The sequence below is a fragment of the Planktothrix sp. FACHB-1365 genome, from assembly GCF_014697575.1.
Taxonomy (GTDB): Bacteria; Cyanobacteriota; Cyanobacteriia; order Cyanobacteriales; family Microcoleaceae; genus Planktothrix.
In genome coordinates this window covers 232,677-258,393 of the sequence record NZ_JACJSC010000003.1, presented here as the reverse complement: position 1 = coordinate 258,393, position 25,717 = coordinate 232,677, and the positions used below count along the sequence as shown (strand labels likewise).

The 25,717-nt window shown below is 38.4% G+C and carries 23 protein-coding genes; 9 read left to right on the top strand and 14 right to left on the bottom strand.

Annotated elements, in window-relative coordinates; translation table 11 throughout:
• Positions 1–2: 2 nt before the first annotated feature.
• Complete coding sequence (locus tag H6G57_RS07040; RefSeq protein WP_190517158.1) at positions 3–947, top strand: diguanylate cyclase; 945 nt, start codon at positions 3–5, stop codon at positions 945–947.
• Between the two features lie 11 nt (positions 948–958).
• Here H6G57_RS07040 and H6G57_RS07035 read toward each other — a convergent pair whose 3' ends face one another.
• From H6G57_RS07035 to H6G57_RS07020, 4 genes are all read right to left on the bottom strand, one after another.
• On the bottom strand, positions 959–1,921 hold the full coding sequence (locus H6G57_RS07035; protein ID WP_190517157.1) for a TIGR03885 family FMN-dependent LLM class oxidoreductase: 963 nt from the start codon (positions 1,919–1,921) through the stop codon (positions 959–961).
• Between the two features lie 23 nt (positions 1,922–1,944).
• Positions 1,945–3,585 (bottom strand): alpha-amylase family protein, encoded by a 1,641-nt coding sequence (locus H6G57_RS07030; RefSeq protein ID WP_190517155.1) that lies wholly within the window; start codon positions 3,583–3,585, stop codon positions 1,945–1,947.
• A gap of 42 nt (positions 3,586–3,627) precedes the next feature.
• Complete coding sequence (locus H6G57_RS07025; protein WP_190517153.1) at positions 3,628–4,017, bottom strand: sensory rhodopsin transducer; 390 nt, start codon at positions 4,015–4,017, stop codon at positions 3,628–3,630.
• 203 nt (positions 4,018–4,220) lie between these two features.
• Positions 4,221–4,871 carry a hypothetical protein gene (locus H6G57_RS07020; RefSeq protein ID WP_190517152.1) on the bottom strand — a complete coding sequence of 217 codons (651 nt, stop codon included), beginning with the start codon at positions 4,869–4,871 and terminating at the stop codon, positions 4,221–4,223.
• A 421-nt stretch (positions 4,872–5,292) separates the two neighbouring features.
• On the opposite strand from H6G57_RS07020, the gene H6G57_RS28885 reads away from it, so the two are divergent.
• The gene (locus H6G57_RS28885) at positions 5,293–5,934 is read left to right on the top strand and encodes a DUF6335 family protein (RefSeq protein ID WP_242048890.1); all 642 of its coding nucleotides are present in this window, start codon (positions 5,293–5,295) and stop codon (positions 5,932–5,934) included.
• Positions 5,935–6,082: 148 nt separating this feature from the next.
• On the opposite strand, the gene H6G57_RS07010 is transcribed toward H6G57_RS28885, so the two are convergent.
• Together H6G57_RS07010 and H6G57_RS07005 are read right to left on the bottom strand one after the other, a co-directional pair.
• Positions 6,083–7,033: a hypothetical protein gene (locus H6G57_RS07010; protein ID WP_190517150.1), complete on the bottom strand. Its 951-nt coding sequence runs from the start codon at positions 7,031–7,033 to the stop codon at positions 6,083–6,085.
• 11 nt (positions 7,034–7,044) lie between these two features.
• On the bottom strand, positions 7,045–8,241 hold the full coding sequence (locus tag H6G57_RS07005) for an AAA family ATPase (protein WP_190517149.1): 1,197 nt from the start codon (positions 8,239–8,241) through the stop codon (positions 7,045–7,047).
• 306 nt (positions 8,242–8,547) lie between these two features.
• Here H6G57_RS07005 and H6G57_RS07000 point away from each other — a divergent pair, with 306 nt between their 5' ends.
• On the top strand, positions 8,548–9,732 hold the full coding sequence (locus H6G57_RS07000; RefSeq protein WP_190517147.1) for an NAD(P)H-quinone oxidoreductase subunit H: 1,185 nt from the start codon (positions 8,548–8,550) through the stop codon (positions 9,730–9,732).
• Between the two features lie 330 nt (positions 9,733–10,062).
• Positions 10,063–11,064: a pentapeptide repeat-containing protein gene (locus tag H6G57_RS06995; RefSeq protein ID WP_190517145.1), complete on the top strand. Its 1,002-nt coding sequence runs from the start codon at positions 10,063–10,065 to the stop codon at positions 11,062–11,064.
• Positions 11,065–11,095: 31 nt separating this feature from the next.
• Here the strand turns inward: H6G57_RS06995 and H6G57_RS06990 are convergent, their stop codons facing one another.
• From H6G57_RS06990 to clpS, 7 genes are all read right to left on the bottom strand, one after another.
• Positions 11,096–12,307 (bottom strand): anion transporter, encoded by a 1,212-nt coding sequence (locus tag H6G57_RS06990; RefSeq protein ID WP_309235753.1) that lies wholly within the window; start codon positions 12,305–12,307, stop codon positions 11,096–11,098.
• Positions 12,308–12,391: 84 nt separating this feature from the next.
• Entirely contained in the window at positions 12,392–12,901 is a 510-nt protein-coding gene (locus tag H6G57_RS06985) for a hypothetical protein (RefSeq protein WP_190517144.1), read from the bottom strand.
• Between the two features lie 24 nt (positions 12,902–12,925).
• Complete coding sequence (locus H6G57_RS06980; RefSeq protein WP_190517142.1) at positions 12,926–16,129, bottom strand: efflux RND transporter permease subunit; 3,204 nt, start codon at positions 16,127–16,129, stop codon at positions 12,926–12,928.
• A gap of 74 nt (positions 16,130–16,203) precedes the next feature.
• Complete coding sequence (locus H6G57_RS06975) at positions 16,204–18,093, bottom strand: efflux RND transporter periplasmic adaptor subunit (RefSeq protein WP_242048889.1); 1,890 nt, start codon at positions 18,091–18,093, stop codon at positions 16,204–16,206.
• A 104-nt stretch (positions 18,094–18,197) separates the two neighbouring features.
• Positions 18,198–18,542, bottom strand: a complete 345-nt coding sequence (locus H6G57_RS06970) for an S-layer protein (RefSeq protein WP_190517141.1) — start codon at positions 18,540–18,542, stop codon at positions 18,198–18,200.
• Positions 18,543–18,563: 21 nt separating this feature from the next.
• Entirely contained in the window at positions 18,564–19,388 is an 825-nt protein-coding gene (locus H6G57_RS06965) for a CPBP family intramembrane glutamic endopeptidase (RefSeq protein ID WP_190517139.1), read from the bottom strand.
• Between the two features lie 92 nt (positions 19,389–19,480).
• Positions 19,481–19,762: an ATP-dependent Clp protease adapter ClpS gene (gene clpS / locus H6G57_RS06960; protein ID WP_072718595.1), complete on the bottom strand. Its 282-nt coding sequence runs from the start codon at positions 19,760–19,762 to the stop codon at positions 19,481–19,483.
• Positions 19,763–19,937: 175 nt separating this feature from the next.
• On the opposite strand from clpS, the gene H6G57_RS06955 reads away from it, so the two are divergent.
• Positions 19,938–22,604 carry a COR domain-containing protein gene (locus H6G57_RS06955; RefSeq protein WP_190517138.1) on the top strand — a complete coding sequence of 889 codons (2,667 nt, stop codon included), beginning with the start codon at positions 19,938–19,940 and terminating at the stop codon, positions 22,602–22,604.
• Positions 22,605–22,970: 366 nt separating this feature from the next.
• Here H6G57_RS06955 and H6G57_RS06950 read toward each other — a convergent pair whose 3' ends face one another.
• Positions 22,971–23,594: a hypothetical protein gene (locus tag H6G57_RS06950; protein WP_199314033.1), complete on the bottom strand. Its 624-nt coding sequence runs from the start codon at positions 23,592–23,594 to the stop codon at positions 22,971–22,973.
• Positions 23,595–23,780: 186 nt separating this feature from the next.
• Between H6G57_RS06950 and queF the strand changes: the two genes are divergently transcribed.
• From queF to H6G57_RS06930, 4 genes are all read left to right on the top strand, one after another.
• Positions 23,781–24,215 carry a preQ(1) synthase gene (gene queF / locus H6G57_RS06945; RefSeq protein ID WP_190517136.1) on the top strand — a complete coding sequence of 145 codons (435 nt, stop codon included), beginning with the start codon at positions 23,781–23,783 and terminating at the stop codon, positions 24,213–24,215.
• Positions 24,216–24,361: 146 nt separating this feature from the next.
• Positions 24,362–24,559: a 50S ribosomal protein L35 gene (gene rpmI / locus H6G57_RS06940; RefSeq protein ID WP_072718598.1), complete on the top strand. Its 198-nt coding sequence runs from the start codon at positions 24,362–24,364 to the stop codon at positions 24,557–24,559.
• Between the two features lie 35 nt (positions 24,560–24,594).
• Positions 24,595–24,951 (top strand): 50S ribosomal protein L20, encoded by a 357-nt coding sequence (gene rplT, locus H6G57_RS06935; protein ID WP_072718599.1) that lies wholly within the window; start codon positions 24,595–24,597, stop codon positions 24,949–24,951.
• 130 nt (positions 24,952–25,081) lie between these two features.
• Positions 25,082–25,621, top strand: a complete 540-nt coding sequence (locus H6G57_RS06930) for a tetratricopeptide repeat protein (RefSeq protein WP_190517134.1) — start codon at positions 25,082–25,084, stop codon at positions 25,619–25,621.
• Positions 25,622–25,717 lie beyond the last annotated feature (96 nt).

Below are 25,717 nucleotides of genomic sequence, written 5' to 3'. Positions count from 1 at the left end.
TTATGCCACTCAAAACATTTATTCCTGAAAACTTTCTGATTTTAATTGTTGATGATATTACTCAAAATCTGAAATTAGTCGGACAAATGCTCACTGAAGCCGGATATAATACTACCTTTGCAACCAGTGGTTTTCAAGCGTTAAATCGACTAAAAAATAATCAAACGGATTTAATTTTGTTGGATTTAATGATGCCTGAAATGGATGGATTAGAGGTTTGTCAAGTTATTAAAAGTGACCCCAAGTTTGAAGACATTCCGATTATTTTCCTCACCGCTAGTCATGAAGAAGAGAGTTTAGTTAATGCCTTTGAGATGGGGGCTGTTGATTTTATTACGAAACCGTTTATCAAAACTGAATTGTTAGCACGGGTCAAAACTCATTTAACCCTAAAACATACAACCGACATCTTAAAAAACACTTTGTTACAAATCGAACAATTATCTCAACTGGATTCCCTGACCCAAATCTTAAATCGTCGCAGTTTCTTTAAAGTGGCTGAAGTCGAATTTAATCGATCAATTCAACAGGGAAAAATATTTTCTTTATTGATATTAGATTTAGATCATTTTAAACAAATTAATGATCAGTATGGCCATCTCATGGGTGATCGCGCTTTAATCACTTTTACATCAGTAATTAGGAATTACCTCAGAGAAGCAGATTATTTTGGACGCTATGGGGGAGAAGAATTTGTGATTTTATTATCAGATACTAATCTCGAAGATGCAGTTAAAATTGCCCAAGATATTTGTCGTTTAATTGCTAATTTATCTATCCCAACGGAGAAGGATAATTTACAAATGACGGTGAGTATTGGAATCGCTATTTCTGAACCCCAGGATACACGTCTTGAGGATATTCTTTCAAGGGCAGATAAATCCCTATATCAAGCAAAAGCTCAAGGACGAAATACTTGTTTTGCTGATTCTTTAAAACCGGGTTAACTGTCTTTTAATCAGCTTAAAACCGGAATTATTTCTTTTCCAAATACTTCAATAAACTGTTTCTGTTCTCGATTAACATTATGTAAAATAATCTCATTAAACCCTAGTTTAATATCTTGTTTTAACCAGCTAATATGTTGTTTGAGATCAGACGAAATTCGGACATTGTTTTCAACTTCTTCTAAAGTGACAAATTCTCCCAGTGCATCAAATTGTTCAGGATTTTTTAAATCTGATAAAACCAGACTTTGAAAAATATTATTTCGCCATTGATCAAACGCTCCTTGTTTAGCAATGGTTTCATTAGCATGATAGGATAACTGCACTTTTAAAATCATGGGTTTTCCCTCTCCTCCTCCGCGATAAAAGGCATCAACCACTTCTTTTAATTGTTCAGGGGGACGAGATGTAGTAATTAACCCATCAGCCCAACTTCCTAACCATTCGGCGGTTTTAGCGGTAATTGCAGCGCCAATTATTAAGGGATTAATTTCAGGACGGGTATAGAGTTTTGCTTCTTCAATTGTTACTAAACCTCGATGGGTTACGGTTTCACCCGCCCATAAAGCTCGAATAATATCAACACATTCTTTTAAACGACTATTGCGATCGCTTTTACAAGGCCATTTATCCCCTGTTATATGTTCATTTAACGCTTGACCACTACCGACGGTTAACCAAAATCGATTCGGAAAAAGTTCCGCTAAAGTTGCAGCAGCTTGGGCAATAATTGCCGGATGATATCGTTGACCTGGGGCGCAAACAATTCGATAGGATAAATTCGGTGTGGCTTGCATTGCCGCCCCTAACCAAGACCAAGCAAACCCACTTTGTCCTTGCTTTTCACTCCAAGGATAAAAATGATCAGAAGATAAGGATAAATGAAACCCCGCTAGTTCGGCTTGTTGAACATAATTTAACAATTCACTGGGTTTAAATTGTTCGTGGGACGCATGATAACCAATCTTAACCATGATAAATTATCCCTATAATAATTTTAGTTTTTTGGATTCACTCTCAACCAACGATATCCATAAGCTGATAAAGGAATAAAAGTCAAACTTTGATCGAGAGGATCGTAATATTGATCGCCAAAAACATCCATTAAATATTGATAATTTTCACTCGATTTTAGGGTAATATTACAACCTTGATCCCCTAAATTATGCAATGCTAAAATAGATTCATCTTTGCCTTGGCAACAGTGAGCAAAGACAGCAGGGTGATCGGTTTCTAGTAAATGCCATTTTCCTTGACCGAATTGGGGGCATTGTTTGCGAATACGGATTAAACGTTCTGTCCAATTAATCAGGGAATTCGGATCACGTTGTTGTTCACAAACATTAACTAATTGATAACTATATTCCCCCTCACTAATGACAGGTTGGGTGAGATTTTCAGCCGGAGCATTAGAAAATCCTCCATTGGGTTGATTTGACCATTGCATCGGCGTTCGGACGCTAGTGCGACCCTGCAAAGATAGATCATCTCCCATACCAATTTCTTCACCATAACGTAATAAAGGAATTCCCGGTAAACTCAACATTAAACTATAAATCAGTTCAATTTTTTTGCGATTTCCATTCATCATGGGTGCAAGTCTGCGGCGAATTCCTCGCCCAAAAATTTGCATATTTTTTTCGGGTGCCAAGGCTTCAAAAACTTCTTGACGTTCGGATTCACTTAACGCATCTAAAGTTAATTCATCATGATGACGAACAAAATTTAACCATTCTCCTGTGTCGGGAATATCGGGTAATGCTTTTAAACCTTGCCACAATGTTGATGCTTCTTGACGTACCAAGGCTAGGAACATCGCTTGATTAACTAAAAAGTTAAATAAAATCTGCATTCGATTCCCATTTCCAAAATAAATTGGAATTTTATTGGGGGGAACATTTGCTTCTGCTAATAACACCCCGTCCGTGCGATGGGAGATCACAAAATTTTGCATTTCCTCTAAAAAGTGTTGTAAATCTTCTTGGGTTTCTCCATTAATTCCCACGCCTTTAATTAAAAAAGGAGCCGCATCAATTCTAAACCCAGAAACTCCCAACTCTAACCAAAAACCCATAATTTTACAGATTTCTTCTTGAACTTCTGGGTTAGAAATATTCAAATCGGGTTGTTCTTTAAAAAAATGATGTAGATAATAAGCTTCTGCTTTTTCGTCATATTCCCAAATATTATCTTCTATGGTGGGAAAGGCAATTAATTCGGGTTGATTTTTGGGGGGTTGTTGTTCTGACCAAACATAATAATTTCGATACTTAGAATTTTTATGAGTTCTGGCATCTTGAAACCAAGGATGTTCAATAGAAGTATGATTCACGACTAAATCAATAATCACTCGAATTCCTTGACTTTCAGCTTGATGAATAAACTTGACAAAATCCCCTAAAGTTCCCAGACGAGGATCAACGTTATAATAATCCATGACATCATAACCATTATCTCGATTGGGAGAAGGATAAAAGGGTAATAACCATAAACAAGTGATTCCTAATCCTGATAAATAATCTAAGCATTGCGTTAAGCCTTCAAAATCTCCCACCCCATCGCCATTAGCATCTTTAAAGGTTTCGACATCTAAGGAATACATAATGGCATTTTTATACCAAAAATTTTGTTTAACCATGAGGGATAATCACTTGATTTTACTGAAACTAAAAAACTAAAACTAGGAATACGCAATGGTACTGAGTAAAGCGTTTTCCGACTGTCGAGAATCGAGGCGAGTATGTTGGACAACAATCGGAACATCCGACTCAAATACACTGGCATAATCTGTATCACGGGGAATAGGTTCAGGGTCGGTTAAATCGTTAAATCGTAGGTGTTTTGTTCGTCTTGCGGGAACCGTCACACAATAGGGGCCAACGGGTTCGCGATCGCTAAAATAAATGGTGATTTTTACATAAGCATCTTGATCAGAAGTATTCAAAATACAAGCCGTTTCATGACTGGTAAATTGAGGCTCTGGGCCGTTACTATAGTTGGGAATATAGCCTTCAGCGATCGCCCAACGAAGACTTCCAATGGGTAAATTATCTCCAATTTGTAAAACCATAGTCAATTATTCCTTAATCATTAAAGCTTAATATTCATTGAATTTCAATGATTGATCTCCCTTTATATAGAAGTTAATCATATTTAAAAATTACTTTCTTCACCCTTAAGATGGAAATCAAAAATTAATATTAAAAACCCAGCTTTTTATAGAAACTGGGTTGATAAAATCATGGGTTTGAATACCATAAAATCTAAGGAATTTTATCGAGCATAAGGTCTACCTACTCCAGGTTGGACTGTAGAGCCTGAATAGGGTTTATGAACACCGACGGATGAGCCAACCAAAGTTGAAATTAATCCTAACAAAGAGCCAAAGGAAAATGCCCAACTCGCTTTAGCTGCATTCGAGGCTATATCTTGAGCCTGCTGTGCCGTGACATTGGGGTTATTAGCCGGAACATTGACACCGCCTTCTTGAACTTGATTAATCACTTCTCCAGCATTAGACGCAACAATGCCAAAAATACCCGATACCCCACTTGAAAGCAACCAAGCGCTAATTGCTAAGGTCGTAGCCCACAAAATAGCACCATTCAGGAGGGCGGTGGTACGATTCATTGGCCCACAAACACGAGCCATTAACCAACCCCCAACAAACAAAGCAATTAATAAACTAATAATTGACCAAATCCCAACGGCTGTTCCCGTATCTCCCGCATTAGAACGAGGTGCGCCGGAGTTGGCAAGTCCAGTTAAACCAATGGCGGCACCAATTCCACTCAGTATTAATTGAGTTCCAATGGCAATAACTAAACCTGCAAAAATGGGGCCCCAACGGACACGATCATGATAGTCTGTTCCCGCAGCAACGGGATGATCAATAATTCGGCCGGATTCATCAGTGTATGCCATTTTTTTTAGCTTCTCCTAAAATTAAAAAGTCTGAATCTTTGAAGTTTATGTAGGTAATGCCTGATTAACAGCATCTGTTGATTCGGTATTTTTTAGCCAATAATCAACGTGCTTATACATTAACCTTTGGACAGAGAACTCATCGTCTAGCAAAAGTTATATTATTAATTGTGTTTCGGGTTTTCTTCTATAACTTGAGGAAGAGTTTTAATCAAATTCAAGTTATAATTCAGATCTTATAACTTGGGATAGATGTTTTTTTATACAAGATAAATAGATTAAGTATTCCGAGAATTTCATAAAATTCTTTCAGGTTGAGATATCCCTAAATGGGAAGAAGTGGGAGTCTATCTTTATGAAGTTATTAAATCTAGCTTCAGTCAGATACCGTGCAAATAGCATATATAAACAGGAAAACATCATGGCTAATCGAACTCACCCATCTAAAGGAAAAAAAAATCAACTTCCTCACAATCAAAACTTAATTCAAGAGATTAAAGATGAGATTGAATTGAATCAAAATCAAGAACCGACCTTAGCAGAATTAGCAAGCATTGAGGAGGAAATTGGTTTAATAGAAATTTCCGTTGATCCCGAAGAACTCAATACGGTAATGATTGATGATACGGATGATAATTGGGATATTAATGATGATGATGTAATTGATGAAAGTGATGATCCAGAAATGATTAGTGATTTACCCCCAGAAATTACCCAATCATTAGGAACAGGACTACAAGGACAACCCACTGACCGTGCGGGTAGACGCGCTCATTTAAGCCAAAGCGATCAATTTAATCAAGCCAGTGCAATTTTAACGGGTGGAGATATTGATGCTAATTTTGAACAAGCCAATGCTGTTGGGGATGAAGCCGTTGGCGGGACGGTCGCCACACCGGATCAAGATATTGTAGAGGAAATTGCCGCCGCAGTGGGTTTAGAAATGCGCGATCGCTCTTCCCTTCGGACAACAGAATTTTTAGAAAAACGAGATGATCAACGCTGGGAATTAGATCCGACTTCTTCTGAGGATTATGAAGACCGGGAAAACGAAAGTTTGTAGTCTAAATTGATAGGGGAGAATCAAGCCTCTAAAAAAATCCCATTCCGTCACGAATTTAAGCGGTTTTAGAATTATCTCTCTCCCAAGCAAATACGGTTTCTTAGGAGAGGGATAGAATGATTATTATCAATATAGAATTTTATAGAAATTAATCCTGATATTGATATAGTATTTTAAAGAAAACGCTCAGATGATATTCAGCATCACTGTGTTCTGAATAAAATTTTCCTATCTTTAATAGCAATTGCTCTTTGTAATTGTCTGCTGAACCACTCCAATTAGGAGGCGGTTCAATTTCACGCCAAAAGTTTTTGGCTTTTATTAAAGTTAATAACACATAAATTAATTCATTTTTACGAGTGACATCTACGGTAGAGTTAAATTCCTGAATCCAAGATATTTTTAATTGATTAACATCAGTACAGTTTAAACTTTGACAATAGTTAATTCTTTGACAGGCAGTTATTAGATGATTTTTTAAATCAGGATCTTGATTAATTAATTCAGCCATATCTTTATAGATATCTGTCAGTAAAAGATTGTTTCCTTTATAAAGGGGAACGGGAAGCATGAAACAACTATCAAACGTTTCTTGCAATTCAGGTATAATAAAATAGGATTCTTTATGAATTAAGCCTGTTACCCAAATACGATGTTGGGGTGCAGTTTGCTGATTAACTTTTAATCCTTGATAAAGGTCATAAAAAATGGTTTCGGTATCGGGAAATTGATAATTATGACCAATCTCTTTAGATTGAAGGTCTAAATCAACAATAGCAAAAAGTTTTGTGGGTTCTAAATAGGATTTACTCGGATCTTGTTGATGTAAATCTAATAAACTAAAATAACTATTAATCACATCTTGGCGATCGCCACAATTAAAAAATTGAGGTCGGTATTGACTCCATCCTTGAGGAACACAAGCTTTATAAAAGTTCGCATCAGGCATCTTCTCTATTTTACTATAGCTTTGTGGTGAAGATCTACCCTCAAGTTTAGGAATATCCCCTTCACATAGAATAACAATTTTATTTTTAATTCTGCGAGATTGAAGAATCGTTTCACAATGTTTTTGTAATCCCTCTGGGTTCAGACTCATGTTTCTTAAGATTAATCTTTATTTTTAATTAATTTGGGTTCAATTTCTTTAACGTGAGCAGGGGTTAATGCTTGACATAATTCGTAAGAGTGGGTTGCTAAAATATATTGGTTAGTAGGTTCCCATTGTTCTAAATCAGAAATAATTTGATATTGCCAATCTGGATGTAATGCAATTTCAATTTCATCCATTAAAACAATAGCATCTTTAATTTCATAATATTTAAGTAAAGTATAAATCGTTAAACGTTTTAATTCACCATGACTCAGATCTTCAGGATTAAGTTTGATAGTTTTTCCATTCTTTTCCCACTCAAAAGTCACGCCTTCAAAATCTTCAGTAAGATTAATTTTTTTATCAATTAAGACTTGATTGAGTTCTTGGAGTAAACTCTTATAATGGTTCCCATATTGACCTGCTGTTTTGAGAGCTTCTCTAAAGTCTTGATCTCGAACAAGTTTAAAATAGTCGATTAAAACCTCAACTGCTAAAAAATCATAAGTAAAAAAGTTATTAAGTTCCGATTTGGCAGAATTTAACTTAGAATAATAATTTCCTCGATTATTAGGATTTTTAAATAAAAGTTCTGTAGTAGAGCGAGGAAGAAATAGGAAAACTTGTGTTGATGGAGCAATTAAAAATATATGTTCAGAAATTTTTTTCAAAAAATCTTTATTTTGGTTTTCCTCTATTAATTGATTTTTACTATCCTTAATTTGGCAAAGCAGGATTCGATTATTTCTTGTATTTCTTCTTCTGCGAACAAACCTATAATCATCATCCTCATCATTCTCATCATCATTTTCATCATTTTCATTCTCATCATTATATTGACCAATGGGTATAATACTGGGCTCTTCTTCCCAAAAACAACCGTTATTCTTGTACTCTTGTTTCTTAGTCTGTCTTTGACAAAAAAAGATTAATTGAATTAAATTACTCTGATCATCAATATCTATTTTTGCAATAATTCTATTATCATCACCTTCAGGGATGTCGAAATTTAAGAGAATATTCTTTATAAAATCAAATTGATCAGGATTCGCTGAACAATGCAATAAGACAAAAATTAATTGCAACAGTGTACTTTTTCCCCCTCCATTCTGACTTCCTAGGGGGAAAATTTTAGGAAAAAAATCTTTTTCAAAGGTAATATCGACTTGATTTAAAGCCCGAAAATTAGGAACTTGAACTCGGACTAAGTGCATACTAGACTCCTGATTGTGTGGAGTTAAAACGATACCTTAATAAAATATAGAATATAACATTGCGATCGCTAACCCCCCAAACTCAGAAACCCAGTTTCTCAGCTAGTTTAAAGGGATAAAATCAAAATCTTTGTTTAGAAACCCAGTTTCCGGGGAAGTACAGACCCTGGGTAGGGACAAAAGGCTTTTGAGTATTTTTTGCCAAAGCTGCGATCTCAGACAATCCAAGTGTTCCTATAATATTAACAATTGAAACAAACATCCCAAGAAAGCCATAAATCCGCGTTAGGGAACACAGATAAGATTATGAGCAGAATAGAAACCCGCACAGAACCGATGGTCTTGAACATGGGGCCACACCATCCCTCCATGCACGGGGTCTTGCGGTTAATTGTGACCCTGGATGGGGAAGATGTGGTGGACTGTGAACCCGTCATTGGCTATCTGCATCGCGGTATGGAAAAAATCGCCGAAAATCGTACCGTTGTCATGTACGTTCCCTATGTTAGCCGTTGGGACTATGCGGCGGGAATGTTCAACGAAGCGGTCACGGTCAATGCTCCAGAACGATTAGCCGGAGTCACCGTCCCCAAACGGGCTCAATATATTCGGGTGATTATGCTGGAACTCAACCGCATCGCCAATCACCTGTTATGGCTTGGCCCGTTCCTGGCTGACGTCGGAGCCCAAACCCCATTCTTCTATATTTTCCGAGAACGGGAATTAATCTATGACCTCTGGGAAGCCGCCACAGGATACCGGATGGTGAATAATAACTATTTCCGCATTGGGGGGGTAGCGGCTGATTTACCCTATGGTTGGGTGGATAAATGTCGAGATTTCTGCGATTATTTCGCCCCCAAAATTGATGAATATGAACGCTTAATTACCAATAACCCGATTTTCCGACGTCGAATTGAAGGGTTAGGGGTAATTACCCGTGAACAGGCGATTAACTGGGGATTATCTGGCCCGATGTTACGGGCGTCTGGGGTGAAGTGGGATTTACGCAAAGTTGACCACTATGAATGTTATGACGAGTTAGACTGGGATGTCCACTACGAAACGGCCGGAGATTGTTTCGCTCGTTATTTAGTGCGGATTCGGGAAATGCGCGAATCCGTTAAAATCCTGTATCAAGCCTTAGACGGTTTACCCGGTGGCCCCTACGAGAATTTAGAAGCGAAACGGATGATGGAGGGGCCGAAATCTGAATGGAATGGCTTTGATTATCAATTTATTGGTAAGAAAATTGCCCCGACATTCAAAATTCCCCAAGGGGAACATTATGTACGGATTGAAAGTGGCAAAGGCGAACTCGGCATTTATATCATTGGGGATGATACTGTGTTTCCCTGGCGGTTCAAAATTCGAGCGGCGGATTTCTGTAATTTACCGATTCTCTCGGAATTAGTGCGCGGAGAAAAAGTTGCTGACTTAGTGGCAATTCTCGGTAGTATCGATATTATCATGGGCTCTGTTGACCGCTAGAGTTTGATAGGTAGAAATGGGATTTGGGGCGAGGTATTCTTGTCCCTATCCCCAAAACAGAATTACTCTCAAATCGCTGCATCTCGTCAAAAAATTTACAAAAATTTATAAAAATAGAATTCCAAAAGTATTGTTGTATACTAATACTAGATTGAAAATAACAGTTGTGTTGAAAAAAACGAGTCCGTTTACAGAATAATTTTTAAGGGTGATCTTCATCGAATTGCTCACAACTCAAGTTGAAATCGTCTCAATAGTCTTGATTCTTTTCAAAAGTAACTAACTTTTAAAAAGAAAATATTAGGTATTATGGAGTTAGAGGCTATCACCATGAAAAGCAATGAAATTGTTGAACGCTATCTTCGGGGAGAACGAGATTTTAGAGGGTTAGATTTAACGGCGGAAAATTTAATTGGAGTGACCCTCAATCAAGCTAATTTATCTACTTCACGTTTAAAAGATGCTTCCCTAGCGAGAGCTTATTTAGAACGTTGTTTTTTAATGGATGTTAACTTAAATGGAGCGTTTTTATATGGAACAAATTTAAGTTTTTCAAAATTAAAAGGCAGCTATTTAATTGAAGCTGATTTAACCAAAGCTAACTTACAAGGAGCGCAATTAAATGGAGTCGATTTAACCAATGCGAAACTGAGTGGAGCTATCCTATTATCGGTTAATTTATTTCGGGCGAATTTAACAGGGGTCAATTTATGTGGGGCAAATCTTAACGGAATTAACCTGCGGTCTGCTAATTTAGAAAGAGCCAATTTAAACTGGACAAATTTAAGTGGTGCGAGATTAAGTGGGGCTAATTTAAAAGGAGCGCAGTTAAATAATGTTAAACTCAATGGCGCGTTTCTAAATGGCTTGCAATTAGAAGGCGTTGATTTTAGTGGGTTAGACCTGAATGAGGCTAAAATGAGTGGCGCAAAATTGGCGGGTGCTAACTTAAAGGGAACCGCATTACACGCTGCTCAAATGCGATTTTCTAATTTAGAAGGCGCGAATTTACAAGAAGTTGATTTACATGAAAGCATTTTAAAAGGCGGACAATTCGTTTCCGTTAATTTAATGAAAGGCGACTTACGGGATGCTGATTTGAGAAATGCTGATTTGAGTCATGCAAATCTCAATTTAGCTGATTTATCCGGTGCAGACTTAACCAATGCTAATCTTCAAGGCGCTTATTTGTGGGGGGCTAATTTAGAGGGGACTTGTTTAAAAGGGGCAAATTTAACAGGGGCAAGTTTGCGAAATGCTAAACTCAATGGGGCTGATTTACAAGATACCATTTTATGCGGTGCAACCCTGCCAAATGGTCGAATGTATTAACTCTTTAGCCCTATTTTGATGCGGAATAAGCCTACAAAGCTACTGTTAATTCAATCCAAAAATAGGCGATTAAAAGCGTTATTAAAGTAACAGGAACACCAAACTTTAAATGGTCTATAAATGTAATTTTATAACGCAATTTAGCCGCAGATTCTACTATAATTAAATTCGCAACGGAGCCAAATAACGTTAGATTTCCGGCTAAGGTAGATGCTGCTGCTAATATTAACCAAGATTTCGTATCCTGGGGGTTAATTAAAGGCTGCATCATTAACACCGCCGGAACATTAGAAATTAAATTAGAAAGAATTACTGTTACTCCTAACAGTCCGGCGGTAGTTTCCGCAAAGGGTGTAAAAATTTGTAGCAGATTTAAGCGTTCGGTGGCGGCGGTGAGAATAAATAAACCCGAAAACATCACTAATAAATCCCAATCCACTTGTTTTAAGATTTTTTCGGGTTTAATGCGACGAGTCATCAATAATAAAGCGACGGCCGTTAATGCCGAAATTCCTAATGGATATCCCGCTATAAAAGCAACAAATAATCCACTGGTAATCACAACGGTTTTGATTAATAAAGGTCTAACCATTTTCACCCGAATTCGGGGAGGAATCACAAGCGGTTTTAAGGAACGAACATCAGGATAAAATAACCACAATAAGGCAATTTGTACCATTAACCCCAAAATCGCAACGGGAGTTAAGATTTGGGCAAATTCTAAAAAGGGAATTTGGGAAAAAGAACCGATTAAAATATTCTGAGGATTCCCGTTAATTGTTGCTACAGAACCAATATTAGTCGCCGCTCCTAAAGCAAGTAAATAAGGAATAGGATTCAGGCTTAGAGTTTGAGTTAAACTCAAAATTAAAGGGGTAAATACTAAGGCTATTGTATCATTTAAAAATAAAGCAGACAACCACCCACAGCTAAGAGTTAAAACAACTAATAATCCAAATGGAGTATGAGTAATCCGAATTAAACGATTGAGAAATAATTGGAAAAAACCGGAATAAGCTAAATTAGCATTAACGACCATCATACTTAATAAAAAGATAACCGTATTGGCATCAATGGCTTGCCAAGCTTCTTCTAAAGTTAAAATACCTAAAGTAATTAAAAAAGCTGAACCCACTAAAGAAATTGTCGCGCGGTTCATCCGAAGACCCGGTATTTTTCCTAATGCTAATCCTAGATAAGTTAAAGCTAAAACTAAATATTGAATCCCAGTAATAAACTTCACATTTCCTTTCACTAATAGGGTTAGATTTTAAAGTGTAAAAACGTTAAATTTTGCGTTTATACCTATTTTTAGGTTCCACTAAAACTATCGTTTAAAATTAAACCGACCGTTGACTTTTTCTCCTTGAATATCCGTCAACACCGCAACTTTATATTCTCCTGGTGTTTCTCCAGGGAGAAGAACCGCATAATGTTCTCCTTGAGGATCATAACTTAAATCTAAGGTTTGTTGCTCACCATTAGGCAGTTCAACTTGGGCTGTCACTTTTGCATCTGGAATAGATTGATGATTATCCCCCGTCAGCAGATAAAAATCCAGATGAGTTCCGCCAGTTTCCGGTAATGCAACTAATTCTAAATGATATTTCCCAACTTCCACCACTTGCCCTCCTTTATTGGGTGCAGAATGGTCTTTTGCAGGGGTTTCTGCGACTGGGGTTTGAGCAGTTGTTGTGGGAGTTGCAGCAGTTGGAGAACTGGTTGTTTGTGTCGTTGGTTCAGGTGAATTTGTGGTTTGGGTTTGGCTACAAGCGACAATTAATAATAATCCAAAACCGATGAATAGATGAAATTTGGGTTGAAAAAATTTAACCATTGGGAATTCTCCTTACTGTTAGAATTAATCTGACAAAGACCCTGGATAAAAGGTTCCTGTTTCTTGAGACAGTTCAGCCTTATTTTTATCCTGTTTAAGTTTCGGAAATAACAGTTTACCAAACTGAGTATAGAGTGCGGGAATGACAACTAAGGTTAATAGAGTTGATGTAAATAATCCTCCTAAAACCACAATGGCTAACGGTTGCAAAATTTCCTTTCCGGCTCCAGTTCCTATTACTAACGGCCCCAACCCTAATGCGGAAGTAAAAGCAGTCATTAAAATCGCATTTAAGCGTTCCATTGACCCTTGAGTAATAACTTCTTTGATGGGCAACCCTTCAGCAAATTTAGTATTGTAATTATCGACTAATAATAACCCATTTCTCGCCGCAACGCCAAATAAAGTAATAAATCCCACCAACGAGGCAACGGAAATAATCCCACTGGTAAAGGCGACGGAAATCACTCCTCCCACTAATCCTAACGGTAAATTAATCATAATCATAGCGGTGGAAGGAACAGATTTAACCGATAAATACATTAAAACGCTGATAATAGCAAAGGCAATTAAGCTAAAAATAATTAAATTTTGAGTTGCCCGTTGTTCCGATTCAAATTGTCCGCCATATTGGATAAAATACCCAGCCGGAAGTTGCACCTGTTGTTGAACTTTTTGTTGAATTTCATTCACAATAGACCGTAAATCCCGACCAGAGGCATTAGCTGAAACCACAATTAAACGGGAGACATTTTCACGGTTAATCGTATTGGGGCCAGTACCATAATTAATGTTAGCAACTTGGGCTAAGGGTATTTTTTGACCTGCGGGAGTATCAATTAATAAATTCCCCAAGGTTTCTAAGTTATTTCGGGCATTTTCGGGCAGCCAAACTAATAAATCAAAGGTTTGTTGTTGTTCTAAAACCTGTGACACCACTCGACCATTTAAAGCGGTTTCTATTAAGTTAGAAATTTCCCCAACGGTTAACCCATAGCGTCCCGCTTGTTGACGGTCAAATTGAATCTGAATTTGGGGAATGGGGACTTGAGGTTCCAGTTGTAAATCAACAATACCATTCACACTTTTCATTAACTCTTCAATCTGTTTTCCTAACAGTCGTAATTCTTCTAAATCAGGGCCAAATATTTTAACCGCAATGGCACTTCTAACCCCCGATAAAACCTCATCCATTCTATGAGAAATAAACCCCCCAATATTCGGGGCGACTCCGGGTAATTTGGCAAATTCTTCTCGGATTTTTTCAATACTTCCAGGTCGGTCTTGAATACCTTTTTCACTGAGTTCTACGTCTAAATGGGCGGTATTCACTCCTGCCGCATCTGCATCTCCAGGGGCACGTCCTGAACGTAATTGAATATAATCAAATCGAGGGTCATCTTTTAAGGCATCTTGCATGGCAAAACCTGCCCGATTTGTTGCTTCTAAAGATACCCCTGGATAGAGGGTTAAGGTATTGACTAAAGAGCGTTCTTGAAATTCGGGTAAAAAGATCCGTCCTAAGTTAGGAACAATAATAATTGTAGCAATTAAACTGGCAAAAGCGATCGCTAAAATTATTTTAGCAGAGGACATGACAAATTTTAAAATAGACCCATAAATCCGTTTAAAAAATCGAGCAATTGCTGTTTCTTCTGTAGGTAATCGCCCTTTCGGTAATAAAATAGCACACAGGGCAGGAGTGACCGTTAAAGCGGTTAATCCTGATGTTAAAACCACCACTAAATAGGCAATTCCCATCGGGGTAAAAATTCGACCTTCAACGCCTTCTAAAGCAAATACAGGGGAAAACACTAATCCTGTAATTAATGTTGCCCCAAATAAAGAGTCCCGAACTTCTTGGCAGCCTTCAAACACAACTTCTAAGGCAGGTCTAGGGTGAGGAGATAATCGATTTTCGCGTAAACAACAATAGACATTTTCAGCATCAACAATCGCATCATCAACAGCATTTCCAATGGCAACGGCTAACCCCCCTAATGTCATGGTATTAAGTCCTTGACCTAAGAAATTCAAACCCAATAATCCTAATAATAACGATAACGGTAAAGCCGTTAAACTGACAACGAGCGCTCGCCAATTCATTAAAAACGGAATTAAAATAAGGGCTACAATTATGCTGCCTTCGATTAATGCTTCTCGAACATTTTCAATCGAAGCTTCAATAAAATCTTCCTGTCGAAAGGTATTATGAATTTCAATTCCTTCTGGTAAACCCGCTTGAACTTCTGCCATTGCCACTTCAATATTTCGCGTTACCGTTGGGGTATCGGCTTGAGGTTGTTTATTAATTAAAATCACAACCGCAGGTTTTCCATTTAACCATCCATCCCCTCGTTTTAAGGCTGCACCGAGTCGAACTTCCGCCACATCTTTTAAGCGGATGGGAATGCCATTGCGAGAGGTAATCACCGATTCTTTTAAATCTTCAATGGAGGTAATTCTTCCCACCCCTCGAATTAAAAATTCTTGGTCAGGATTGGTTAAAAATCCTCCGGGTGCGTTAGTATTTGCTTGTTCTGTCGCTTCAGTTATCGCCTGTAACGAAACATCATAAGCCTTCAGTTTGGCGGGGTCAACTAAGACTTGATATTGACGAATATCTCCCCCATAAACGACCACTTGAGACACTCCAGAAACCGCTAATAAACGGTTCGTAATCTGCCAATCTACTAATCTTCTAACTTCCATTAAATTTATTTTTGAGGAGGATTTATTATCAGATTGAGGAGAATTAATCGAATCCGTATATTTTTGATCATCCGTTAAGGTTAAGGCATATTGAACAACGGTACTAATGGGGGAACTAATGGGAGAAAGTTGAGGAGATTCAACACCATCAGGTAGTTTTTCTTGTGCTTGTTGTAAACGTTCTGTTACCAATTGTCTCGCTTGAAAAATATCAGTATTCCAGTTAAAAATTACTTTAACGACCGATAATCCCACCGCCGACGCAGAACGCACCGTTGTTACCCCTGGTGTGCCATTAATCGCACTTTCAATGGGTAAGGTGACTAAAGATTCCACTTCTTCCGGTGCGAGTCCGGGTGCTTCGGTTTGGATTTCCACTTGAGGCGGTGCAAAGGCGGGAAACACATCAACAGGCATTTGAGAAACGACCCGAACAATCCAAATAATAATGACCGCCGCCGCTAAAATCACTAAATATCTGTGTCGAATTGACCAACGAATTAATGTACTTAACATTGGGGTTTATAATCACAGGAAACAGCAAAAGTTATTAACCATCACATCGAAATTAAAAATTTAGAGATTTTATATTACAAGCGACGATGATTATTACTGGGTAATTCGCAATATTTTCCAATATATTCTTGTGGTAAATCGTTAAATTGAGAGAAGGATAAGGAAGGAGAATAAATTGTTTTTTGAGATTGCGTTCGACGACCTAACCAAAATGCACCAACCGCAATAATACCGCCCGCAGGTAAAAGCATATAAGGTAAAAGTTGAGAAAATTCTGTTGAATTATTAGCAGGTTTTTGGGCTTGGGGTTCTGCTTTTTTACCTCCTCCCCGTAGAGATTGAGCATAAAGTTGTAACGCTCCTTGAACGACAACTTGATCTCCTTCAAACAATCCTTTTTCAACTTCTATTTTTTGATTAAACTTTTCCCCTAATGTCACTTCAACGGGTGCAAAATCTTCTCCATTTTGAACATAAACTAAATTTTTACCATTCATATTCACCACCGCATTTGCGGGAATTGATAATACTGGACTTACAGTTTTAGACGTAATTAATTCTAATTCTGCAAACATTCCCGGTTTTAATTTACCCTCTAAATTCTCTAATTCTGCCCAAACCGGAATCACTCGACTTTCCCCCTCAACCGTTGGAGATATTTTAGTAATTTTTCCTGAAAAAACTTGATTTTCTAACCCGGATACTTTCACTTGTACTTGTTGACCAACTTGAACATCTTTTAAGTCTTTTTCATAAATATTTGCTGTTGCTAACACTTTTGTATTATCTTGAATCGTCATAATCGGTAAACCCGCATCATCTACCGATTGACCTAATGTAATATCTCGATGACTAACAATTCCTGAAATCGGAGAAGTAATCGTAACAGTTCCATCTTGGTCTGCTCCCGTTCCTAACTGTCTCAACCGAGTTTGATATGCAGTTTGACTTAAATTAAATCGAGATTTAGCTGCATCTAATTCGGCTTTTGCCCGTTTTAATTCAGCTTCTGCTTCTAAGACTTCTCGCCGTTGTTTGGCTCTGACTAATTCCGCTTTAGCTGTTGCTAATAAAGTTTCCGATTCTCGTAAATCTCGAACAGGTAAATCAATTTCTGATTGTCTAACATTAGTTTCTGCTGCTAATACATCGCGCTGACTTTTGGCTTTTGCTAAATCTGCTTTTGCTTGGGATAAATGAGCTTGAGATTCTAAGAAAGTTCGCCGAGGAATTGCTCCAGTTTCTACTAATTTTTTATCTTGATCATATTGTTCTTGAGCAACGGCTAATTCTGTTTCAGCTTGGGCTATTTCTGCTTCAGCTATTTTAATTTGACGTTGATAATTTTCTTGAGCAACGCTAACAACTGCACCTCGATTGACAATAGAGTTATCCCGTTGATAACGCGCCTCGGCTGCGATTAATTGATTCTGCGCTTGTTCAATCTCCGCATTAGCAATATTAACTTGACGTTGATAGTTTTCTTGTGCTAATATAAAATTAGCTTCTGCTTGTTTAACTTCTGCTTCTGTGGTGGCTGAATTTTGTAGCGATTCTACTCGTAAGGAAACTAATTCAGGACTCGATAAAACCGCAATGGCTTCTCCTTTTTGAACGGTATCCCCTGGTTCTACAAATAACTGAACAATCTTACCCGCCGTTGGAGAGGTAATTTCTACTTTTTTATCGGGTAAACTTTCAATTTGTCCAGTGGTTTTAATTCCCACATCCATGAATTCTTTTTTAACAGGTTCTACCCGAATTCCCATGCGTTGAACCGTTTGAGAATCAACTTTAATTCCCGTCCCAGGGGTCGCCTCCATATTCCCTTCAAATTCATGACCACCATGTCCCGCATGAGCAAAGACAATAGTGGGAGTGGTGAGTAATAAAACAGCGAAAAGAGTTCCTGACCCATAAGCAAGTCGGGAAACCCAAAAACGGAAACTCAAGACGTTCATCATCGTTAACAAAGGGGATATTGCTACGGGTTTTGTCTTCGTAGTTTCCAATATAAATATGAAATCAGGATGAAATCAGAATTTATGCACCCTAAGAAACCGGGTTTCTACCTGGAAGTGGGGAGAGAATTGGGTGTTAGGTTAGTGTCTTGATTTCCGATTTCTCGTCGCAGTAAAAGTTCCGGTGTAGCTTGACGAAATGCTCCACAATAATATAAACTTAAAACGGCTTTATAAGCCCAGTGAGTTGGTTCAACATCAATATAAGGATTCGGTAAACGATCAGCTTGATTTTGAATACAAGCATTAATAATTTCTTCCCGTGTTGGTGCTGATATTTGCTCAAAATCTTGGGATATATTTAGAGGTTTTTCTTCGGCTTTAAGGGGAGTGAATAAACCAATGATTGTTAATAGAGTTATCGAAATTAAGGGTAAATAATAAGGTTTCATGGCGAACAACTCCTCAATAAATTAAAGTTTAAATTCTGAGGATTGAGGCAATTTCCGAAATAACGATTTTTGCCAGATAAAAATTGCGATCGCACCCAAACAAAACAACCCCATCACCCCAGCTAACGGATTTTGATCAATTCCGGTAATTGCCTCAGAAACCGTGTCAGAATAATCAATGAGTTTTCCCACATTAATCATATAATAACCCCAAACTAACCCCCCATGCAACCCCATCGGTAAACCCAACCAACCAGACGGACTTAACGTTAAACGAGGGGAAGAAGCGGGAAACCAAGCTAGTTTAGAGATCACTAAAATTGATCCTAATAACACTAACCCCGGAAATTGTAAGGCTGTTCTTTGAATTTCGGATAAAGGTTTAATAAAATGTAAACTTGCAAAAATTAAACTATTTATTCCTAATGCTATTTTCGGGGAATAATCTCGGTTTAATTCATCAAGTAACCATCCTCTAAAAAATAATTCTTCTGCAAACCCCACTCCAAAGGCAACTAAAAACCCTTCTAAACTAATTCTGAAAAAATCGGGATTTGGAGATTGCCATTTCACCCAACCGAATAGAGATTCGATTAAGAATAATCCCATTAAACTGATTAATCCTAATCCTAATCCTTTAAAATAATTTTGATAATTTTTAGAGTTAAAGACTAACCCATAACGAGTTAGGGGGTGAGATTCACGATAAATTAATTTTGCCCAAAAGTGAATTAAAATCAGAAACTCGACATAGAGAAAAATCAATGTAATAATACTAACAAAATTGCGATCGCTCACCCATAAATAAAAAGGTGCTGCCAAGGGGAGCCAAAGCAACACCAACATTAGGAGAAAAATAACAATTCTCAGAAAAGCAGGGTAGTTTCTTAAAAATTCAAAATCGTATTTCAAACCTATTGTCCTATCATTGAGGAAGTTTATTCATCGGGTTCAATCGTGCTGATGAGTCCATGAGTTTTTAAGGTTTCACAGTAAAATTCTGCGTGTTCTTGAGCGCAAGTAATCACCAACGCTAGGCCATTGGTATGAGCTTCCATCATAATACTCACCGCCTGGGGTTGAGTCAAACTTGGAACAGTTTTCATCAACACCTGGACGACATACTCCATCGAATTAAAATCATCATTATGCAGCAAAACCCGATAACGGGGTGCTAGTTTACGAACAGTCTCACTTTTTTGTACGGTCTCGACAGACACGGCTTTTTCTCCTTTTTGAAATAATGGAAAGGGTTTAGGATTAGTAAAATCAATAAATTATTAGACTTTATACAGTTTAATGAATCCTTGCGGGAGCGACAAGGTTGTTGAGAGTTGACTCTGGTTCAGTCCCAATCAAAGTTAAACTATTGAACAGTGGTATCCGTGATGACTGATGACAGAGGAAGAACTGCGACAACTAATCGAACAAGCAGCTAGAGAAAATTGGACAAAACTCTATCTCTCTGGCAATGAATTAACGGCTTTGTCCCCGGAAATCGGTCAACTCACGAATCTGCAATCCCTCGACCTGGGTGGCAATCAACTCAGCAGTCTGCCTGGGGAAATCGGTCAACTCACGAATCTGCAATCCCTCTACCTGCATAACAATCAACTCAGCAGTCTGCCTGGGGAAATCGGTCAACTCACGAATCTGCAAACCCTCTACCTGCATAACAATCAACTCAGCAGTCTGCCTGGGGAAATCGGTCAACTCACGAATCTGCAAACCCTCTACCTGTATAACAATCGACTCAGCACTCTGGCTGGGGAAATCGGTCAACTCACGAATCTGCAAACCCTCTCCCTGTATAACAATCAACTCAGCAGTCTGCCTGGGGAAATCGGTCAACTCACGAATCTGAAAATCCTCAACCTGTATAAGAATCAACTTAGCAGTCTGCCTGTAGAAATCGGTCAACTCACGAATCTGCAAACCCTCAACCTGAGTGGCAATCAACTCAGCAGTCTGCCTGGGGAAATCGGTCAACTCACGAATCTGCAAACCCTCAACCTGAGTGGCAATCAACTTAGCAGTCTGCCTGGGGAAATCGTTCAACTCACCCATCTTAAAAAGTTGGATTTGCGAGGAAATCCAGTCCCCATTCCCCCTGAAATTTTAGGCTCCAAAAATCTATCGGAACATCCGGGTAATGTGAACGAGATTCTAAATTTCTATTTTCAAGTTCAAAATCCCCAGGAAACTGAACCCCTTTATGAAGCAAAATTCTTGATTATTGGTGAAGGGGGAGCAGGTAAAACCTCCCTCGCCAAAAAAATAGAAAATGAAGACTATGAACTGCAAACCGATGAGAACTCTACCGAAGGCATTGATGTGATTCAGTGGCAGTTTATCAACTCAGAGGGACAGAAAGTTCGAGTCAATATTTGGGATTTTGGCGGACAAGAAATTTACCACCATACCCACCAGTTTTTCTTAACTGAGCGCTCTCTGTATGGAGTAGTGGCGGATACACGGGAGGAAAATACCGACTTTTTCTATTGGCTGAAAGTTGTTGAACTTTTGAGTGATAATAGTCCAGTCCTGATTATTAAAAATGAAAAACAAGAGCGTCAGTGCCAAATTAACGAGAGACATTTGCGTTCAGAATTTACCAATTTAAAGGAAATTCTCTCAACAAATTTAGCGACCGATCGCGGCTTATTAGAGATTAAACAAGCCATTCAATACCAAATTAGTCAACTTCCCCATATTGGCACTCCCCTACCTAAAGTTTGGGTAAGAATTCGTTCTGATTTAGAAAACGATTCCCGCAACTATATTAGTGAGGAAGAATATTATCGCCTGTGTCAAATTAATGGCTTAAAAAATCGCGAAGAAATGCAACAAATCAGCCATTATCTTCATGACATTGGAGTATTTCTGCACTTCCAAAATGATTCCCTATTAAAAAAGACGGTAATTCTTAAACCGGAATGGGGAACAAAGGCAGTTTATAAAGTTTTAGATAATCAAACGGTTCAAAAAAATTTAGGCTGTTTTACCCAAGCCGATCTCGCGGATATTTGGGAAGATATTCAATATGCTGAAATGAGGGATGAACTATTACAGTTAATGATGCGGTTTAAACTCTGTTATGAAATTCCGGGTCGTCCCCAAACCTATATTGCCCCTCAATTGCTTTCTGCAAATCAACCGGAATATGATTGGACTAATCAACAAAATCTCATCCTGCGCTATGAATATGAATTTATGCCAAAAGGGATTCTCACCCGCTTTATTGTGGAAATGCACCGCTTAATTGAGGAACAAAAACAGGTTTGGAAAAATGGTGTGATTCTCAATAATAATAATCGAGCTAGGGCGGAAGTGATTGAATGTTACCGCTATCATAAAGGGGAAATTAAAATTCGGGTTTCTGGGTTCCAGAAAAAAGAGCTTCTTTCTATCATTAATAATAAGTTCGATGAGATTCATCAATCCTTTGAACGCTTGCAATATAAAACTTTAATTCCCTGTAATTGTTCTCAATGTCAGGACAACCCCGATCCCGAAAACTACCCCTTGGATCGCCTTTATAAATATCTTCAAGATAACCGACCCACAATTGAGTGCGGCAGCAGCTATGACAGGGTAAATATTCGAGGTTTGATTGATGATGTGATAGAACCTATATATAATAGAGATGATCCCTTTCCCCCGTCGTCCAATAAGCGACAACAAAACATTAACATTAATATTGGTCAGGAGAATCCAACCATGTCTAATACTTATCAAAAGCATTCTGGTTCTGGCGATAACGTCGGACGGGATAAGGTGACGCACAACATCTATAATAATCAGGAGATTCAGCAAACTAGCCAAGAAATTAACGTTTTGCTGAGTACCATTTCCCAAAATTATGAACCGAATACACCAGCCGGACAAATGATGATTGGTGCGAAAGCCATTGAGATCGTTGACCAAGATCCGACACTCAAAAAAAGGGTAATTGGTGCTTTAAAAAGTGCAGGAGAAGAAGCACTAGAACAAATGATTGAACATCCCGCCGCTAAAGTGTTTATAGCAGGTGCAAAAGGCTTTATAGACCCAGAAAAATAATTTGATCTTGTGTTGATCTGCTTGTTTGTGGCGGTTCTGATTCGCTAAAGTAATAATGGGGTGAGCGATCGCCATCCCGAAACAGACAATATTAACAGTTGAGCGTCCTCTGCTGAGTGTCAAGCCCCACACCGGACATCTGAACACGATAACATAAATTATCTACAAGAGGTTTGAACAATCAAAAATTTGTTCTTATGCCTTTGGGTAAATTAAAATCCCGTATAAAACAACTTTGCGATTTACACGAGATTAGATTTATTGAAACCGAGGAAGCCTACAAATTAGATTAAACTAATTCTGTCCGCAGAAACGAGAGTGTCAATAATTCACAAAATCATCTTTGAGCAGCAATTCCTGAGCAATCTAACGCTGTTGGTTTAACAAAGGACGAACAATCCAATACCCAGCACCAAAAGCAACGACAACAATCACCACAATCGACACAATTAACCAAAATCCACTGAGTTCAGAACGCTGAGATTTTGACAGGGGGCGTAACCGAGCCTCCGGTTGTTCTGTAAAAAAGGGTTCTGCGACTTCTGGTATTAAAGGTTGTTGTTGTTGAGGAGCCTGGGGAAAGGGAAAATTCGGTTCAGGAGCTTGGGGTTGGGAGGTAACACCAGGGGCGATGTCGAGAAACGGAGAAGTCGCAGCCGTCCCAGAACCACTCACCGGGGATGAAACATCCAAATTGAAAGAATTAGCTACTGGAGGTGCAAAGGAAGATTTTTTTCCTTGACCTACATTTTGAGCTTTATTAATGGCTTGGTGCAACTGAATTGCGGCTTGAACCACGTTTTCCAGTTCTTGACGAAGCTGGTGATTTTGTTGCGTTAGCTGGTGATTTTGGGTTTTGAGGGCTTCTAATTGAGATTGAACTGTTTGTAACTCAGCCGTGACTTCTCGATAGATAGAAATCGGAATAGATGGAGAGTAGTTACTCGATGCCACTGACGGATTAGGGCTGGAGGTGTCAGCATTTTGCATAGGGCGGGTGATCAAGGGTGAACATCAATTGGGAACTGATAAAATTAACCTGGTGGGTCAGGTTAGTTTGTTATGTTTCAGGATAACTGTCATTAGAACGCTTTGCACCAATTTCTTTAAGAAATTTCAGAAAAACTTCCGTTCTATTCACTAAACTTTAAAGAGTCCCTGTTGAATCTCAATTTCATGAGCCACTCTTACACTGAAACTCCAGAATCTCCCGCTACCAGTCCAGAAGCATTAAAGTATGGTGAACGGGAAATTGCCCAAGGACAATTGATTACCTTCCCGAATCCCAGAATGGGCCGTCGCTATGAGGTTCAAATTACCTTACCCGAATTTACCTGCAAATGTCCCTTTTCCGGTTATCCCGATTTTGCCACAATTTATTTAACCTACGTTCCTAACGAACGAGTTGTGGAATTAAAATCTATTAAACTCTATATCAATAGTTACCGCGATCGCTATATTTCCCACGAAGAATCGATTAATCAAATTTTAGATGACTTTGTAACTGCTGCTGACCCCCTAGAAGTCAGAATTAAAGGAGATTTTAACCCGCGCGGTAATGTTCATACCGTTGTTGAAGTCCAGCATCTGAGAGTCAACCCAGAATCCTAGTATAGCTCTTCCTGATTAGACCCCAGGGCCGTGAAATTCCTGTTCGTAATTCGTAATTCGTAATTCCCTGTTCCCTCTTCCCTCCCCTTGTGAGAATTTAAACTCCCATGATATAATTGTAGGCTGTGTCGAATTTAGGCGAATCCATGCCCAAACTCAAAACTCGTAAATCCGCAGCCAGACGTTTTAGAGTCACCGGCAGTGGAAAAATTGTACGTCGTCGGGCTTATAAAAGCCATTTATTACAACATAAAAGCCCTGCTCGCAAACGCCATCTGTCTAATATGGCCTTAGTGAGTGAGACTCAAGAAGACAACGTGCGTTTGATGCTGCCCTATTTGTAAGCCTCTAAGCAAATTTTAATTAAAGGAAACGTAAAATGACCCGAGTTAAACGCGGTAATGTTGCTCGCAAACGCCGCCAAAAAATACTGAAACTTGCCAAAGGATTCCGGGGGTGTCAGTCTACCAACTTCCGCACCGCGAATCAGAGAGTTATGCAGGCGTTGAAAAATGCCTATCGAGATCGTCGGAACCGCAAACGGGACTTTAGACGGTTGTGGATTACTCGGATTAATGCAGCGGCTCGAATTAACGGCATCAGCTATAGTCAGTTAGTTGGCAATATGAAAAAAGCCAATATCTTAATCAATCGTAAAATGTTAGCCCAACTGGCTGTTTTAGATCCTGAAACCTTTGGGAAAGTGGTTGATCTCGCCAAAAGTGGAGCAAAGTAGTTTTAATTTATTAAAACAGCCTGTTAAACTCAATAGACAGATTGCCAATTATCGGCTAAGGTGAAGGATCGATTGCATTTGATCCTTCTCCTTTGTGTTTCAAGTTAATTAAAATTTTACAGTTTTAATCATGGATACTAATCTTCCCATTGCCTATTTATTACTTTTAGTGGTGTTACTTTCCGGCGCTATTGTTTTCCTGATTCGTCAAATTCTGAAAACTCGTCGTACAGAAATCACCCTGTTTGATCTGCAAACTAAATTAGCAAAAGAACCGGGAACTGCACAAGAATACTATCAATTAGGAAGTATTTATAACGATAAAAAACTCTATTCCCAAGCCGTAACCCAATTACAAAAAGCCTTAAAAGTTGGGGAAGAGGAAGATCCCCAAAATTTAGCCATGATTTATAATGCTTTAGGATATGCTCATCTAGCTAAAGAACAATATGATATTGCCATTCGCCAATATAAAGAAGCCTTAAAATTAAATCCCATTTATCCCACTGCTTGTAATAATTTGGGTTATGCTTATGAGAAGAAAAAGCTAACCAGCCAAGCTTTAGAAACTTATGAGCAAACCCTAAAAATTGATCCCAATAATCAAACCGCAAAACGTCGGGCTGAATCTCTACGCAAACGGGTTGGTATTCCCACAGAAGTCGCTTAATCAGTGATCAGTGATCAGTTATTAATTGACAGCTTGTAGTCAAATCGAGAAAACTATTAGAATAGGATTCAGAAATCTTTGGGTTTGGGTTCCTTC